Source organism: Trichocoleus sp. FACHB-262 (assembly GCF_014696035.1).
Lineage (GTDB): Bacteria > Cyanobacteriota > Cyanobacteriia > FACHB-46 > FACHB-46 > Trichocoleus.
This window is the reverse complement of the sequence record NZ_JACJPK010000064.1, coordinates 95,540-112,078: the sequence shown is the minus strand read 5'-3', so window position 1 is coordinate 112,078 and position 16,539 is coordinate 95,540. Positions and strand designations below refer to the sequence as shown.

14 protein-coding genes are annotated in these 16,539 nt (G+C 48.4%); 8 read left to right on the top strand and 6 right to left on the bottom strand.

Annotation, left to right across the window (positions count from 1 at the left end):
* Positions 1–9 precede the first annotated feature (9 nt).
* Entirely contained in the window at positions 10–273 is a 264-nt protein-coding gene (locus tag H6F68_RS12390) for a hypothetical protein (protein ID WP_190559372.1), read from the top strand.
* A gap of 180 nt (positions 274–453) precedes the next feature.
* On the opposite strand, the gene H6F68_RS12385 is transcribed toward H6F68_RS12390, so the two are convergent.
* Complete coding sequence (locus H6F68_RS12385; RefSeq protein WP_399313783.1) at positions 454–2,568, bottom strand: ABC1 kinase family protein; 2,115 nt, start codon at positions 2,566–2,568, stop codon at positions 454–456.
* Between the two features lie 288 nt (positions 2,569–2,856).
* Here H6F68_RS12385 and recN point away from each other — a divergent pair, with 288 nt between their 5' ends.
* The 6 genes from recN to H6F68_RS12355 all read left to right on the top strand — a co-directional run bounded on the left by recN (position 2,857) and on the right by H6F68_RS12355 (position 9,394).
* The gene (gene recN, locus H6F68_RS12380) at positions 2,857–4,806 is read left to right on the top strand and encodes a DNA repair protein RecN (RefSeq protein ID WP_190559370.1); all 1,950 of its coding nucleotides are present in this window, start codon (positions 2,857–2,859) and stop codon (positions 4,804–4,806) included.
* A gap of 706 nt (positions 4,807–5,512) precedes the next feature.
* Positions 5,513–6,388, top strand: a complete 876-nt coding sequence (locus H6F68_RS12375) for a DUF4388 domain-containing protein (protein WP_190435920.1) — start codon at positions 5,513–5,515, stop codon at positions 6,386–6,388.
* Positions 6,388–6,930 carry an ATP/GTP-binding protein gene (locus H6F68_RS12370; protein WP_190559368.1) on the top strand — a complete coding sequence of 181 codons (543 nt, stop codon included), beginning with the start codon at positions 6,388–6,390 and terminating at the stop codon, positions 6,928–6,930. Before H6F68_RS12375 ends, H6F68_RS12370 begins: the two co-directional genes overlap by 1 nt.
* Before the next feature lie 408 nt (positions 6,931–7,338).
* Positions 7,339–7,707 carry a roadblock/LC7 domain-containing protein gene (locus H6F68_RS12365; protein WP_190435927.1) on the top strand — a complete coding sequence of 123 codons (369 nt, stop codon included), beginning with the start codon at positions 7,339–7,341 and terminating at the stop codon, positions 7,705–7,707.
* A 70-nt stretch (positions 7,708–7,777) separates the two neighbouring features.
* A complete protein-coding gene (locus H6F68_RS12360; protein WP_190435930.1) occupies positions 7,778–8,245 on the top strand; it encodes a hydrocarbon-binding protein in 468 nt (155 codons plus the stop codon).
* A gap of 123 nt (positions 8,246–8,368) precedes the next feature.
* Entirely contained in the window at positions 8,369–9,394 is a 1,026-nt protein-coding gene (locus H6F68_RS12355; protein ID WP_190559366.1) for a pentapeptide repeat-containing protein, read from the top strand.
* Between the two features lie 44 nt (positions 9,395–9,438).
* Here the strand turns inward: H6F68_RS12355 and queG are convergent, their stop codons facing one another.
* Both queG and trmB read right to left on the bottom strand, forming a co-directional pair.
* A complete protein-coding gene (queG, locus tag H6F68_RS12350) occupies positions 9,439–10,392 on the bottom strand; it encodes a tRNA epoxyqueuosine(34) reductase QueG (RefSeq protein ID WP_190559364.1) in 954 nt (317 codons plus the stop codon).
* Between the two features lie 10 nt (positions 10,393–10,402).
* Positions 10,403–11,035 carry a tRNA (guanosine(46)-N7)-methyltransferase TrmB gene (gene trmB / locus H6F68_RS12345; RefSeq protein WP_190559362.1) on the bottom strand — a complete coding sequence of 211 codons (633 nt, stop codon included), beginning with the start codon at positions 11,033–11,035 and terminating at the stop codon, positions 10,403–10,405.
* Between the two features lie 182 nt (positions 11,036–11,217).
* Between trmB and H6F68_RS12340 the strand changes: the two genes are divergently transcribed.
* On the top strand, positions 11,218–12,357 hold the full coding sequence (locus H6F68_RS12340; protein ID WP_190559359.1) for a metallophosphoesterase: 1,140 nt from the start codon (positions 11,218–11,220) through the stop codon (positions 12,355–12,357).
* Here H6F68_RS12340 and H6F68_RS12335 read toward each other — a convergent pair.
* Genes H6F68_RS12335 through H6F68_RS12325 form a run of 3 tightly spaced genes read right to left on the bottom strand, consistent with a single transcriptional unit; the run spans position 12,344 to position 16,505 of the window.
* Positions 12,344–13,381, bottom strand: a complete 1,038-nt coding sequence (locus tag H6F68_RS12335) for a chemotaxis response regulator protein-glutamate methylesterase (RefSeq protein ID WP_190559357.1) — start codon at positions 13,379–13,381, stop codon at positions 12,344–12,346. The genes H6F68_RS12340 and H6F68_RS12335 overlap by 14 nt on opposite strands.
* On the bottom strand, positions 13,378–15,828 hold the full coding sequence (locus H6F68_RS12330) for a hybrid sensor histidine kinase/response regulator (RefSeq protein ID WP_313930102.1): 2,451 nt from the start codon (positions 15,826–15,828) through the stop codon (positions 13,378–13,380). The genes H6F68_RS12335 and H6F68_RS12330 overlap by 4 nt, the downstream gene beginning before the upstream one ends.
* On the bottom strand, positions 15,828–16,505 hold the full coding sequence (locus H6F68_RS12325; RefSeq protein ID WP_190559355.1) for a chemotaxis protein CheW: 678 nt from the start codon (positions 16,503–16,505) through the stop codon (positions 15,828–15,830). Before H6F68_RS12325 ends, H6F68_RS12330 begins: the two co-directional genes overlap by 1 nt.
* Between the last annotated feature and the right edge of the window lie 34 nt (positions 16,506–16,539).

Here is a 16,539-nt window from a genome sequence, read left to right as displayed (position 1 = left end):
AGGGTGGCTATGGCAAATTGTAATAACGCAGCTAAAGACAACTTTTTTTATCCTAGGAGCCATTACTACGGTGCTTTTACTCCTGAAACGTTAGCTTTTAATGCCAACCTGCAAGAGTTCTCCCAGAAGGTGGCCTATATTTCCGCTCTAGAGACAGGTGGCAAACTTCCTCCTGAGCAGGCCTATAAGCAAGTTAAAACTCTGTGGAAACAGTTAAAGCGCAGTCGTAAGGCTTTAGGAATCAGTCCCAATCTATACCCTGACAACCAGTAATTGCGTGAGCCATAGAAGCCCTAATAGATTCCTCTGTCACGGCTACGTCTGTACATAAGCATCTGTAGCAGAGTTACTAGGAAGACCCTAAAAATAGCTCTCTACTAAAGGCCCTCAAAATTAAAGCGATCGCCTAACTCTTATTTTCTGGAGTTAGGCGATCGCTTTAATTCAGTTAATTTATCGGCTAACAGCGGCGGGTAGAGCCAGATGAGGAGATGAGTTACCGTTAGCTTGTCTTGAGAAGCCATTCGTTGCAGAACTGGGAGCCACAGGAGCAGCCTCGTCTTTGAGTAACACTTCACGAATGAAGCGAGCTGCTACACGTTGCGCTAAGCCACTGGCGATCTGCTGTCCCATGTGCTGTGTCTCTGGCTTAGCTAATAGCCGAGGAATTAAGGGTAACAGTTGAGCCGCATCAAAACCTTGGGTTTCGCGCAAGATACCCCAAATTCGTTTGATATGTTCCAAACTCTGTTGCTCATCAGCAGGAACAGCGCCTTGCTGGTTTACTGCTAAGCCTACCCTTTCGCGCACCATATAGCTGAGGTTGTGGAAAGCATTGCGGCCCAGTGCATCTACCCCTTTAATAATTTCATCAACTAACCTATTGCGAATAAACACGCCTCGCTCGGAAAAGAGAAAATCTACTGCCTGAGTCATGACTTGATTTAAGTCATAGTCTTGGCTGTCGCGAGCATTCTTGAGCAAGTTCTCTAAACGATTCCAACGGAAACTGCCATCTTTGAAGAGCAGATCACGCAGAGAATTCCGCAATTCCGGCGCTGGATCAGTCAGCAAGCGCTTGGAAACATAAGGATAAGCTTTGCTGAGAACCTTGAAATTAGGATCTACGTTGATCGCAATGCCTTCTAGCGTAACGAGCGATCGGATGATCAGTGCATAGTAAGCTGGCACTCGGAAGGGATATTCGTACATCAGCGCCGAAAATTCATCGGTGATGCTCTTGAAATTTAACTCTGCTACACTCGCGCCGAGGGCGTTACTGAAAACGTTAGCTAGAGCTGGAATGATCGGAGTCAGGTCAGTTTCAGGAGTGAGAAATTCCAGCTTCACATAATCGTGAGCCAAACCCTCAAAGTCCCGGTTGACCATATGCACCACGGCTTCAATCAGGCCGTAGCGCTGGTAGGGCTTGACTTCGCTCATCATGCCGAAGTCTAGATAAGCCAGCTTGCCATCGGGTGTGGCTAGCAAGTTGCCTGGGTGGGGATCAGCGTGGAAAAAGCCATGCTCTAGCAGTTGGCGCAAAGAACACTGCACCCCCACCTCAATCAGGTAGCTGGCATCAATGCCTTGAGCTTTGAGTTGCTCTGGCTGAGTCAGCTTGGTGCCGTTGATCCACTCCATCGTCAGCACGCGCCGCTGCGTATATTCCCAATAAATTTTAGGGACGTAAATATCTTGCAAGTGACCGTAAAGCCGAGCAAAGCGTTCTGCATTGTGCCCTTCGTGGATGTAGTCCATCTCTTCAAAGACACGGCTACCAAATTCATCCAAGATGGCAATGAGGTCACTCCGGACTTGTTTAATGTTTCGCTGTGCCCAACCCGCTAGACCCCTGAGTAGATACAAGTCCAGGGTAATATTTTGGGCCAATCCAGGCCGTTGTACCTTAACGGCGACCAGTTCCCCAGTTTTAAGCCTACCTTTGTAGACCTGCCCTAAAGATGCTGCCGCAATAGGTTGAGGCGTTAGTTCGGCGTAGATCTCTTCTGGGCGATCGCCGAGCTCTTCTTCAATAAACTGGTAAGCCAGCTCGTTGGGGAAAGGAGGTAGCTGATCCTGGAGTTGCGTCAGTTCTTCAAGAAATAGCGGCGGAACCAAGTCAGGGCGCGTGGAGAGAGCTTGCCCCACTTTTATGTATGCTGGCCCTAAGGCAGTCAAGACTTCCCGCAAGCGCACGGCGCGAAGGCGTTGATTTTTAGCTGCTTGTCCTGTCCGCTTGTCCCACCATAAGCTCAGCCCAAAGGTCAGAAATGGCCAAATAATGGTGAGCAAACGACCCCATACTTGCAACGGTTTGGAGCGGTAGTAGTCCGCGATCGCTACTGGGTCATAGCGCAAGCCAGCAACTTCTGGATCAAATTCCGCTTCAGCCACGGGTTCGGGCATCAGCATCTCTGGCGGCAAGGCGACTGGCTCACTTTTTACCGTGATGGTTGAAGGGGAAGTTGAGTTTGTCACTACTATTCCGGCTGGAATAACAGACTCTGGCTGAACTGGGCGTAAGTCAGTTCGCGTAGCAGTAGAAGATATCTCAACATTCTTCATGGGTTCAGGACTGATTGGGGAGCAGCGATGTTAAGTATTGTAACAACTCAATTGATCATAGCTCTGAGTTCATTTTCACTCTAGCTTTTGATTGAATTGCTCAATTCTCATTTCGGGGTAAGGGAAGCAGGGGTACGGCAACTCACACTAAACTAAATGGGTAGCCCCCTTTGATTCGATGTGATTTCCACCAGGAGACCTGGTTTTACCTGCTGCTTAGGACGCAGTATCTTCAGTGTCTAGGGAGTTCGAAGTTTTTTCCTCTTCCTTCAAGGTCAATTCTGCCTCATGTTGCTTTCTCTTCGGATTGAAAACTTTGCTCTAATCGATCGCCTGGAGTTAGAGTTCAGCACTGGTCTGAATGTCTTGACGGGTGAAACAGGTGCTGGCAAATCGATTATTTTGGATGCGATTGACGCAGCCTTGGGTGGTAAGGTGACGAGTCGGGCCATTCGGACTGGAGCCGATCGTGGTTTAGTAGAGGCTACGTTTGCTCTGGACCCGTCGTTAGCTGCTTGGCTGACGGAGCAAGAAATTGACCTCCTAGATGATGCCTCTCTAGTTTGTAGCCGCGAAATGGTGGCAGGCCAAAGCACCCTGCGCAGCCGATCGCGCCTGAATGGAGTGCTGGTGAACAAGCAGCAAATGGAAATTCTTCGCGATCGCTTGGTAGAAATCACGGCCCAAGGCCAAACCATGCAGTTAGGGCAGGCCGCCAATCAGCGCGAGTGGCTGGATGGTTTTGGGGGGCCACTGCTCCTAGAACAACGAGCAGCGGTGAGTAGTGCCTTTATTGCTTATCAACAGGCTTCACAAGCCTTAGAGAAGCGGCGACACTCCGAGAGCCAACGGTTACAACAACTAGACCTATATCAATATCAGCTGCGGGAATTGAGTACTGCCAGCTTGAGCGATGCTGATGAGCTAGAACAATTGGAGCAAGAACGCCAGCGACTCAGCCATAGTGTGGAATTGCAGCAGCAAAGCTATCAGGCGTATCAAGCCCTCTATCAAAACGATGCTGGGGAGCCTGCCTGTGCTGACCTGCTGGGCAATGCCGAAGTAATTTTGAACGATATGCTGCGCTACGACCCTGAATTGCAGCCTGTTCTAGACCTAGTAACCGATGCCTTGGCCCAAATTCAGGAAGCGGGGCGGCAAATTAATGCCTATGGGGAAAACGTTGAAACTGATCCCCAGCGGTTGCAGGATGTGGAAGACCGCATCGCTGAACTGAAACAAATTTGCCGCAAATATGGCCCTACCTTAGCCGATGCGATCGCCTTTCAACAGCGCGTGCAGTCAGAGCTAGAAGCTCTCACCGGAGGTGGTTTATCGCTAGAAGAGTTAGAGCAAACTTACCAAGAACGCCGAACTGCTCTAGTAACAGTGTGTGCCCAGCTGACTGAATTACGGCAAGTTGCCGCCCGTGAGCTAGAAGACCGCCTGATCCGAGAATTAAAGCCCCTGGCAATGGAAAAGGTGCAGTTTCAAGTGCAAATTGCGCCGATCGCCCCTACTGCCAACGGAGCCGATCAAATCACCTTCTTGTTTAGTCCTAACCCTGGAGAACCTTTACAACCATTAAACGAGACGGCATCCGGTGGGGAGATGAGCCGCTTTCTACTGGCGATTAAAGCTTGTTTCTCGCAAGTCGATTTGATTGGCACACTCGTTTTTGATGAAATCGATGTGGGGGTTTCCGGTCGGGTGACGCAGGCGATCGCTGAGAAACTATACCAACTGAGCCAGCAGCACCAAGTCCTCTGTGTGACTCACCAACCGATTGTGGCGGCGATGGCAGACTATCACTTCCATGTCGATAAGCAAGCGATCGCTGAGCCTGTGGTGGTGGCAACCAAAAATGGCAAACGCAGTCAATCTAAAGGCAAGCCAGCCGCAGATACAGATACAAATGCAGAAAATACAACCGTTGACCTGATCACCTCCGAAGCAGATTTAGAAGCCATCAGGACGGTAGTGCGTGTCACGACTCTAGACCCCAACCAGCGTCGAGAAGAACTAGCCCAACTTGCGGGAGGACGCTCAGCTCAAGAAGCGATCGCCTTTGCCGACTCTCTGCTGGCCCAAGCAGCCGACCTGCGCCAAACACCTGCAAGCACTACAACTGCCCCTGCGAAACCTGCTATGCCCGTGGAAGTTAACTCTAAATCAAAGACACGCTCAACCTCTACTCGGGCTAAAGCCTCGCGATCGCAAGCTTCAAAAAAAGCTTAGTTCATCATTTCGGTGTTATTAATATCACACGTTGCTTACTTGAGTCAGCACGGCTATTGAGTTGCAACCAATTAACTTCAAGAATTTGCATGCGTTGTTGAGCTTTGATAGCAACGTATATTTTTTTACTAGACCACGTTAAAAAATATATTTCACTATCTATAGCGATCCCAAATGGGTTTGGACCTCTCACAACCCGTCAATTTTAGAAATTGTTTAGGACTGCTATATGTTCAATGATTAAAAACTCAGCCATTTTGCTGAAAGTAGATACCAAACAGATTGAAAATTGAGGTTACTGAGAATTATTAAACTCATTTGGGCACACTGAGCGAGTGATATCGGGAAACCAATCTAGTCAAGCAACTAAATAGTAAACAGTGGTCTATGTGGTCAGACAGTAATCTGTTCGAGATTAGCTTTACTTACAACGTGGCGGAATATTTTTAAGCCATATATCGCATGCAAAGTCTTTTTACTTTGCCTTATAACTGTCCTTGAAGCTATATTTTTTAGTCATGACCATTATTCTTGAAACTAGTTGACAGTCTACAAACAAAAATTTATATCTGTAAACTTCTACTTAAAAAATCAACAGGTATAAATTAAAGACGAAAATCCTAAGAACTAATACTTCATCTACCTATTAAACATATTCGTAGGGTTGATATCATCCCTATCAACCCTAAAATCAGGGATTGCCAACATGACTTTAGCTAGTTCTCTCACAGACTTTTCTTTAGCAGAGCTGTTCCGAATGATTGACCAAGGACGCAAGTCGGGTCGTTTGACGCTTCTCATCGCTGGCGATGCTCCAACCTCTCAAGCGCCCGTTTGTCGATACATTTGGTTTCGGCAGGGACGAGTCATTGCTGCGGCTGACCGTTTAGATGGGCAAGGCTTAATTTCCCAAATTACAACGAGAGGATGGTTGAGCCAGCGAGTGATTGAAAGATTGGGTAATCTTGCTGGAGGAGAAACTCCTTTAGGGTTGACCTTAAAAACTCAAGGAGCGCTGCAAGCCGAACAATTAAATTTGCTTTTTTCAGCTCAGATGCAGCAAATTTGGAGCTTATTTGGGATTCAAACAGGGCGGTTTGATTTAGATGGTAAAGCTACTTTACCTAGCACTGAAATGACGGGTTTGAGTTTGCCAGCAATGGAAGTTGCTCTGGCAGGTTTGAGAGCCATGAAAGATTGGACTACATTGACTGACGTGCTACCAGAAGCCAACTCAGCCATCCAAAGCATCATTCCAGGAAAACCGCAATTCCGCTTGAATCCTGTCGAGTCACAAATTTGGGAATTTGCCAGTGGTTCAGTTTCTCTAAACGCGATCGCTAAGCAACTCAATCAACCCGTTGCTAAAGTTCAACAAGCAGCCTTCCGACTCATGCTAGCCGGTTTAGTAGAGGAGCTTCCTCTGATCACATCTGGTTCAAATGTCAAAGGCCCTCCAATAGTTCTCGATCCGATCGAGCAGTTTCCAGAGGAGCCCAAGAAGACAGAAACCGCAGAAAAATCCAAAGTGAGCAACTCCTTTCTGCAAAACTTGGTTGGCTTTTTACGGAGCAAGAGCTAATGGAAATTTTACGAATTGTTGTAACAGGAACAGTCGGGGCGGGAAAGACCACTTTCATCCGTACCATTAGCGAAATTGATGTGGTCGATACAGACCGTCGAGCCACCGATGAAGTAGCTGAGCAAAAGCGCAATACCACAGTCGCCTTTGACTTTGGTCGTTTGACTTTTGCCCCTGGCCAAGCCATGCATCTGTATGGCACACCTGGTCAATCGCGATTTGACTTTATGTGGGACATGCTGATTGAGAAAGCACATGCCTACATTTTGTTACTAGATGCCAATCGGCCTCAAGACTTTCGTTATGGTCGGCGAATTTTGGCTTTCATGAATCAGCGAGTACAAATTCCCATGATTATTGGGCTGACTCATATGGATTGCCCTGGGGCATGGGATGCAGAAAATGTTGCTTTGGCCTTAGGGTTATTAGATCCAGCTTCTCGGCCTCCTATTGTAACTGTGAATGCCAATGAAAAAGAGTCTGTATTCGAAACTCTCGTTACTTTAATTGAGCAACTGATGGGAGCTGCCGCTGTGAAGTAAAGAAATATCGTAGAGATTTGGTTTTACCAGGAGTTAGCTGCTCCAGGCTCTAAATTGATTCTCTACTAAATTCTTTCACTTCACATGTTATAAAGTCTTCTTCCTTGTGAAGAATAACTCAAGTAAAAAGCGCAAGAATTTAATTAGTAAATTTAATTAATAATTTATTCTTGTTTGACCTGTTATAAAGCCTCATTTCTTGTGAATAATAAGTCAAGCAGAGGGCATAAAGAGTTCAGTTAAGAGGCAATTTTAGCTACTGAATATATCACTTCATTCAGTGAGTTGTTATCAGAAAAAAGATGGATCAAACAGAAGACCAACCAGATTTGTTGCCAGCTTCTGGATGAAAATTTTAACTTCTCCATCTCGCCAAATACTCACAACACTACCATCGAGGAACAAGCCATGATTGTTGTTTCAGCTCTACAAGATGTTCTCCAAAATTTCGTTAGCGGCACCCCCGATGTTCAAGGTGCAGCTCTAGTTAGCCCCGATGGCCTTGCTTTAGCTTCTGCTCTTCCTGCCGGTTTTGACGAAGAAAGAACATCGGCAATGTCTGCGGCCATGATCTCTTTAGGCGAGCGAATTGGCCAGGAGTTAGCGCGGGGAGCAATTGACCGGATTTTTGTGGAAGGTGAGAAAGGCTACGGAGTGCTAGTGGGTTGTGGCACCGAAGCCGTACTCCTAGTCTTAGCTAGTTCTAGCGCCAAGCAAGGCTTGTTGAACTTAGAGATTAAGCGAGCGGTTGCCTCAATCACTCCTATGGTCAGCTAGAAATAACGCTTGACTCAACTGAAACTAAGTATTCGTCAATCTTCATCTTCAAAAAATTAGGGAATCATTCATGACTACATCGCGTGAACAACTCGGAGATTTCAGCAGTATCGTTTGCCTAAAGTCCATCATTGTTGGCATGGAAGATGCCTTAGGTGAGAAAGCAACTGCCATCTCTTTAATTGCAGCAGGTCGGGCTCGGGGCAAAAAGCTGGCAGCAGAATTAGGCTTGGTCAACTCAGCAGTGTCCTTGGAAGATGCTACCTCTAAGGTGGCCCACGCTTTGGGAAAGGATGGAACTCGTTTGCTGGTCCTTGACAAAATTGAGCGAGACGGTGGCACCATCAAAGTGTATACACAGGAGACTATCTGCTCTGCTGGCGAACCTCAAGGCTCAGAGCGAAAGTGCACTTTTACCCTAGGTGCTGTTTGGGGGGCATTAGAGGCAATTCTAAGTAAGCGCTTACAAGGTAAGCATACTGAATCTGTTCTGCGTGGTGGCACCCATGATGTTTTTGAATTTACTCAACTAGGATAAGCGTCAAAGCACAAAGGTACTCTTGAATAAGAATGAGCAGCGCCATGAATCAAAGTTCAATTGCTACGGCGTTGCTCATTTTTTACATGCTAAATAGTGTTTTAAACCTTCAGGGATGAGCAGATGATGAGTAGGAGTGGACAGGAAAGCATTCAAGCTGCGGCTGAATTGTTGGAGCAATACAGCTCGGGTAGAAGAGACTTTTGTCAAGCAGAGCTAAGCCAAGCAAATTTAATTGAAGCCGTACTCTGTGAAGCCGACCTCTCGAAATCTAATTTGACTGAATCCAATTTGATTCTGGCTAACCTCTCTCAAGCTAATTTAACTGGAGCAGTTTTAGTTCGGGCCAACTTGAATGGGGCAGAGTTAATCAATGCCAACCTTAGTCAATCTAATCAAGTCCAAGCTGGTTTAATTGGAGCTAATCTGAGCGGAGCCAATCTGAGCGGAGCCAATCTGAGCGGAGCCAATCTGAGCGGAGCCAATCTGAGCGGAGCCAATCTGAGCGGAGCCAATCTGAGCGGAGCCAATCTGAGTGGAGCCAATCTGAGTGGAGCCAATCTGAGTGGAATAGATTTTCACAAAGTATTTTGTAGCCTGACGACTTGTTTCCCTCCAGACTTTAATGTGGGGGCAGCAGGGATATATATTCTAAAACCCGATATCTCTCTACAGAATGTAGACTTAAGCCAAGCTAACTTAGATTGGGTAGATCTGAATTTTGCTTCTCTGCAAAAGGTTACTTTAGTCGAAGCAACGTTACGTCAAGCAGGTTTGTCTTGTGCCAATTTAAGCAATTCAAATTTAAGTAAAGCTAATTTAACCGCAGCCAATCTCAGCCAAGCTAATTTAGAAACTGCTAATCTGGCAGCCGCCATCTTAAATGATGCGAATTTAGGGCAAGCAAAATTAGCTAAAGCTAACCTCAATCAAGCAATTCTAGTAAACGCTAATCTAAGTGAAGCTAATCTAGAATTTAGTCATCTGATTGGGGCTAATTTATGCGGAGCAGATTTAAGTAAGGCTAAGCTTTCCCAAGCAAATCTGCAAGATGCTATTTATGACCAAGGTAGTGACTTTGCCGCCGGAACTCGTTTTCCGAAGGGCTTCAATCCTGAAAAAGCCGGAGCTTCGATTCGTAATGCTTAAGGCCTAATGATCTTTATTCTTTAAAGTAAAAGAATAATGTGATGTCAGGTATTGCTGAGGTTGGCACGGGCATTACGGCGTAACATCTCAGGTTTAATTCGCCGTAGGGCAGAAGCTGGAAAGCGGCGATCGCATTCTTCATCAGAAATGTTTGCCAATTCACTCAGCTTAGGAGCCACGTTCTGGGGGTAAGGCTGAAATTCAGTGGCGTCTGTGGCTTGAGCAAAACGTTGATTCCAGGGGCAGACATCTTGGCAGATATCACAACCTGCGACCCAGCCCTGCATTTTTGTCGCGATCGCTTCTGGGAGAGTTTCAGCTCGGTTCTCAATCGTATGGTAGGCAATGCAGCGGTTGGCATCCACTACAAACGGTTGAGCGATCGCTCCGGTGGGACATGCCTCCAGGCAGCGGGTACAGGTGCCGCAATGCTCGGTGTGCGGGCGATCGGGTTCTAAAGCTAAGTTGGTTAACACCTCCCCGAGAAAAACCCAAGAACCATACTCTCGCGTAATTACGTTGCTATTTTTGGCAATCCACCCCAAGCCCCCTCGTTGAGCCCAAGCTTTATCTTGAATAGGGCCTGTATCAGCATAGTAACGGGCTTGGATGCCGTCCCCTTGGGCTTGTAGCCAGTTAGCAAAAGCCTTGAGTTTTTTGTGCAGTATGCGATGGTAGTCCCGCCCCCAGCCGTAGCGAGAAATCTTGGCATACTCTTGTCCTTCAGGTCGCTGATCGGCAGTGTAGTAGTTGAGTGCTACGCAGATGACTGACTGCACCTCTGGCATAATTAGGCGTACATCTTGGCGTTTAGGATTATCCATCCAAGCCATATCCGCTTGGTAGCCTGTATTCAACCAAGTTTGCAGCCTCTGTACTTCAGGACTGTTGGCATCGAGGTCTACTGCGGCAATTCCAACTTTGTGAAAGCCTAACTCTAAAGCTTTTTGCTTGATGCGATCGCGATCGGTATTGGCAGCTCTAACTAGGTCACTCATAGGGTTGACTCTAAGTACGCGCAAACAAAGCTCGGTAGACAGGTTCTCCCCGTTCCAACGTCATACATTCCCGTTCCGTCGGCACAGGTAGAGGATTTTCACTCAGCCAATATTCCCCCTGCCGCTGAAACGCTGCATGCTCCTCAAAGCGATCGCACATTTCTACAGCCACTTCTTGAATATCAGACTGAAGCAAGACAACGCCACCCTTAACCAAATAGCTAGCCAGTTCTCTCACTAACTCTGGCTGCACCACCCGTCGCTTTTGGTGTCGGCGCTTAAACCAAGGGTCAGGAAACTGGATCGTTACTCGTTGCAACACTCCCTTCGGTAAAGAGTGCAACAGCGATCGCGCCGAAGTATTGGCATTACAAAACAAGTAGTGCAAATTGGGCAAGTTCAGCTCATCGCGCTCCTGGTTGACTTGATCTACCAAAGGAGCCCGAATTTCCAAACCTAAAAAATTCCAACTCGGTTCCGTTTGCGCCATACTCAGCACAAAGCGACCTCTCGCACAGCCAATGTCCAAATGTAGCGGCTGGTTTGAGTCCGCATACACTTGGCTCCAATCCGGGGGATGAACTGGACTTTGATATTTGCGGCTCAGCGGATTAACGTGTTCTCGAACTCGAACCAGTGACAAGGTTAATGCTTCCTCTCGTAAATGCTGAACAAGCTGTACCGTAATTTCTTCTCAGGATTATCCTTGAGAGGAAATCAGTTTGCGACAATATAAACCAATTTAATCGATTCCCAAGTTAGTTCTCCGCCATCAAGGGTGGAGTTGCTGTAACCGTTTGATCACCCGCTTTAAAAAATCACCTTATGAGCTTGCAGTTTCGCTTCGCTGTGGTCAGCGATCTCCATGTTGCCTTACCCCATACTATTTGGGAGCATCCTAATCGGTTTCACTTAGTCGAGGTGAGCATCCCTGCCCTGGAAATTATTTTGGCGCACTTAGAGCAACTAAATCTTGATTTTTTACTCATTCCTGGCGATCTCACCCAGCATGGCGAACCCGAAAATCATGCTTGGCTGACGGAGCGATTAGCTCAACTCCCTTTTCCCACGTACGTTGTGCCTGGTAATCATGATGTCCCAACCCCTATGCCTGATGGCACTTCGATTGGTTGGGCTGATTTTTCTACCTACTACCATAAGTTCGGCTATGAAGATACCTCTCGGATGTATTACATCTGTGAACTCTTGCCTGGAGTGCGCTTAATTGGGCTGAACTCCAATCAATTTGACGCCCAAGGCAAACAAACAGGTTGTCTAGATGAGCAGCAGCTTAACTGGCTCAGTCACGTTTTAGCCGAGATGGAACCAGACGAATTAGTGCTAGTAATGCTGCATCACAACGTAGTAGAGCACCTGCCCAACCAATCGCAACACCCATTGGGCCGCCGCTACATGCTAGACAATGCGCCAACGCTCTTGCAAATGCTGCAAGACGCGGGGGTGCAGCTTGTATTTACTGGGCATCTGCATGTGCAGGATATTGCTCAGCACCAAGGTATTTACGAGATTACCACTGGCTCCTTGGTCAGCTATCCCCATCCCTATCGAGTTTTGCAGTTTCATCGCGATCGCCAGGGCAGACAATGGCTGCAAGTAGAATCCCATCGGGTTGATGCTGTGCCCGATTGGCCGCAACTGCAACAAGCCTCTCGTCAATGGATGGGCGATCGCAGTCATCCCTTCATGCTGAAACTGCTGACTCAACCACCGCTCAATTTGCCACTAGAAGAAGCCGAAGTTTTGCTGCCGAGCCTACGCTACTTCTGGGCCAAAATTGCGGATGGGGACGCTTTGTTTGACTTCTCGCACTTTCCTTTAGCCGCACAGCAGTACTTTGAGAGCTTTAGCGCCACCAATCGTTGGGGTAGTCCTGCATTGATTGATAACCACAGCACTTTGCTCCTGCGAACCAAGCAAGCAAAATCTTCATCTAAGCCCGTCTAGTCCAGCGGCGTGAAACCTGTTCCATACAAGCAGACGCGATCGCAGGCAGGGGTAAAACTTCTTTCGCAGCACCCAGCTCAACCGCAGCTTTGGGCATGCCATAAACCACACAAGTCTCGCGATTTTGAGCGATCGTATGCCAGCCAGCGGCGTAAAGAGATTTGAGACCCATCGCGCCGTCTTTGCCCATCCCCGTGAGCAGCACTGCCACTCCTTTACGGGGCCAGTGAGCCGCTACGCTGTTGAAAAAGACATCCACGGAGGGGCGATAGACACACTGCGATGGCTCTGGCGTATAGGCCAAAGTCAGATCTGCTTGCACAATCAAATGATGGTTAGTACTGGCGACAGAAACAGTACCTGCCTGAAGGACTTGGCCGTGCTGGGCAATTTTTACCGGGATAGTGGTTTGCTGATTCATCCATTCAGTTAAACCGGGAGCAAATTGAGCATCAACATGCTGGATGATGACCACCGCTGCCGGAAAATTAGCTGGGAACTGGGACAAAATGGTTCGCAGCGCTTGCGGTCCCCCTGTGGAAGCCCCAATCACGACCAAAGGAGGCGTCGAATGAGCGAAACTGTCTGGCTGCACCGAGTTTGGCGATCGCGACTTTCGGACTGTAGACTTGCCAATTAGCTTAGCTACCATCGCAATTTTAGCCAGTACTTCAGTGCCACTCGCCCCCTGTCCTTGTGGCCCCAAAATAGGCGTGTTCACTGCATCTAAAGCGCCATACCCCATTGCTTCAAACACCTTAGCCCCGTGGCCGCTCACCGTTGCCGTGACAAGTACGATAGCGCAGGGAGATTGAGCCATAATTTGGCGGGTCGCAGCGACTCCATCCAACTCAGGCATCAACAAATCCATCAAAATCAAGTCTGGGGTGTCTTGAGCAGCTTTCGTCACCGCTTCAGCTCCATTGCGAGCTATCCAAGCGACTTCGTATTCTGGGGCACTGGCAACTACACGGCGAAGTGCTTCTACCGCCAGCAGCATGTCATTGACGATGGCAACCCTCATGCGATCGCCTCACCGATGAGATCGCGCACGGCCTTGAGGAGGGTGTCGTCATGAAAGCTACTTTTAGTTAGGTAGTAGTCCGCTCCCACTTCCAACCCCCGCATGCGGTCTTCTTCTCGGTCTTTGTACGACACAATAATCACGGGTAAGGATTTCAAGGTGGCATGTTGCTTCAATTGGCCAATCAGCTCAATCCCATTCATCCGAGGCATGTCAATATCCGTGACGACCAAATCAAAATGTCCCGTACGAATCGCATTCCAGCCATCTATACCATTAACCGCTACTTCCACCGCATATCCTTTGTTTTGCAATAGCTTCCGCTCCATTTCCCGCACCGTAATGGAGTCATCCACAACTAAAACGCGCTTTTGAGCTTTGGGTGCTAGCTGGGCTGTTTTGCGACTGATATGACTAAGCTGACCATTAGCTAGCAGGTGATCAATCGATCGCACCATGTCTTCTATATCAATGAGGAGAACCGGAGAGCCATCTTCCAGGAGAGCCGCCGCGCTAATATTTTTCACCTTACCTAAGCGGGAATCGAGGGGCCTAACCACTAGATCTCGCTCACCCAGAAACCGATCTACCACTAGGCCATAGCAGCTCAAGCGATCGCTAATTACGATGATCGGGAGATCCTTGGCATGACCGGAAGAGGCAGGTAGCTCTAGAACTTGATGAGCCACCACTAGACCAATATTTTGTTCATCAATAGTGAAGAATTGACGGTTTTCTGCCACCGCGATCGCCGCTGGTTCCACCATGACAATGCGGTCGATCCGGGTCAGCGGCAAGGCATAAGGCTCACCAGAAATCTCGACTAAAAGTGTACGAATGACTGATAAAGTCAGGGGCAATTGCAGGTAAAAAGTCATCCCTTTACCCGGTTTAGAGACCGCCCGCAAGCTCCCTCCAACCTCCTGAATCATGTTCTGCACAATATTTAGCCCTACCCCTCGACCCGAGAGCTCCGTCACCGTATCGCTGGTGGAAAAGCCTGGTAGGAACAGAAACTCGATTAGCTCCGCTTCTGTGAGTTGAGGAGCCATCTCAGGGCTGACCAATTGTTTGCTGACGATCTTGGCGCGTAAACGCTCAAAATCCATGCCTCGTCCGTCATCAGACACGGTGATCGAAAGCATGCCGCCCTGATGTAATGCTTCTAGGCGCACTAATCCTTCTGCTGGTTTACCTGTTGCTAAGCGCTCTGCGACTGATTCAATGCCGTGGTCAACCGCGTTGCGGAGCAGGTGGGTGAGTGGTGCTTCTAGCTTTTCTAAAATGTCTCGGTCTACATCTGTAGCTTTGCCCAAAACTTCAAAGCGGATTTGCTTATCTAGCTGCCTGCCTAAATCTCGCACCATGCGCGGAAATGCCTGAACGCCATCGGCAAAGGGACGCATGTGGCTCGCCAAAACTTCGCGATAGAGACGATCGGACAAATTGGCAGAACGACGGGCAAATAGTTCCAATTCATTCAAGCGATCGCTCAACATCTGACGGCAATCAGTGGCTTGCTGCCGCACGGCATTGAGGTAGTTTTCGCTGCGCTGATTTAAGGGCTGCCCAACTAAAGATTCCTGCAACTTTTCTAATAAAGTGGACAGATCTGTTTGTTGCCGCCTCAGTTTTAACAGAGAATCAGCAAATGGTTGGAGCCAATTCGCTTCTACTAGCGATTCTCCAGCCAATCCCATCAAACGACTGAGGTTGTCGGCACTGACTCGAACCACCCGATCTAAGTTGTCGGCTGTTTGCATACCAGACGAGCTGAGCGGTGTCGCTCTAGCTGTGGTGGATAATGCCGCGCCGGAAGCAACCGGATCAGCGATCGCTGTGGTGGCAATTTGGCTCTCTGCCACCGTTAAGCCCACAGTTGGCAGATGCGTTGGGATCGCTTCTGCTTCCAGAATCGGTGCTTGATTCAGTTCCTCAGGTGCGGTCGTGACAACTGGAGTGATTTTTACTGAAACGGTGGCGTCAGAAATGACTGCTAGTTCGTTGGCGAAAGATGGCGGTTGTAGGTCTGATTGTGGGTCTAGTAAAGTGGCGATCGCCTTGACCAGCGCTTCAATCCCCTCCGTTTGCTCAGCTAGCCACCCCTGTAATTGGGCCTCTGAAACTTGGCTTAACCGTAACAACAGATCAACGCTTTGGAGCAGCACATCAATATGCTCTGCCGCTAAAGTTGCAGTGCCCATCTGAGCACTCGCAAAGCAATCTTCCATCACATGAGCCAGTCTGACGCCCACCTCTAAATCAACAATTCGCGCGGCTCCTTTAATCGAGTGAGCGGCACGCATCAAAGACTCCAGAGTTTCAGGCAGCCCAGGATGAGTTTCCAACTCCAGCAAACCGTGGTTTAAAACTGCTGCTTGCGCCTCTACCTCCATCCGGAACAATTCCAGCATGGAGAAATGGCTAAAATCCTGATTTGCGCTCACTACAGCAGCCTCCGGTTCAAGGTGTAAAACAGCAGCTCGTCATCTAAATAGTTCACACTATGGTTTTGCCAGTTAATGATGCCCTTGGTGTAGGTATCCTTAGCATTCGAGAGCGTTGCAGGTAAATTGCGAATGTCATCGGGGTGAATGCGCTGCACACCATAGACTTCATCAACAGGAAAGACCCAGCTACTTTTCTGGCTTTGCACCACTACCATCCGCTGATAGGCCATCTGATGCGTGGTTGAAGCAGCAGCCACCTGCCCAATACCGAGCAGATCGCGCAGAGAGATACACAATTGCAACTCACCGCGAATATTCACCAAGCCTTGAAAGATCTGGTTACTCCGGTGCGGCAAAGTCCGAACTGAGCTAACTTGGGTAATCTCCTGAAACAACAGCGCTGATAGGGCTAACCATTCCTGGCCCAAGCGAAAGATCACTACTGATAGAGTGCCCGCCGTCTGCTCTATTTTTTCTTCAGCTAAGGAGCTAGCCCACTCCAGTAGATAATTAGCCGGGATCTCTCGCTCTAGTAAACTGCGTCCCGCTTGGGCGTAGACGGGACAGTTGCGGCAATGAATCATCTCCAAAAGTTCGGGGCAGGCGCGATCGCCGGAGACACCGATGGTATTCCAGCAGCGTTCAGAAGGAGATGGCAAGTTTAGTTGATTCATAAGCTGGGGTGAATTTGAACCGGGGCTGTTCTGA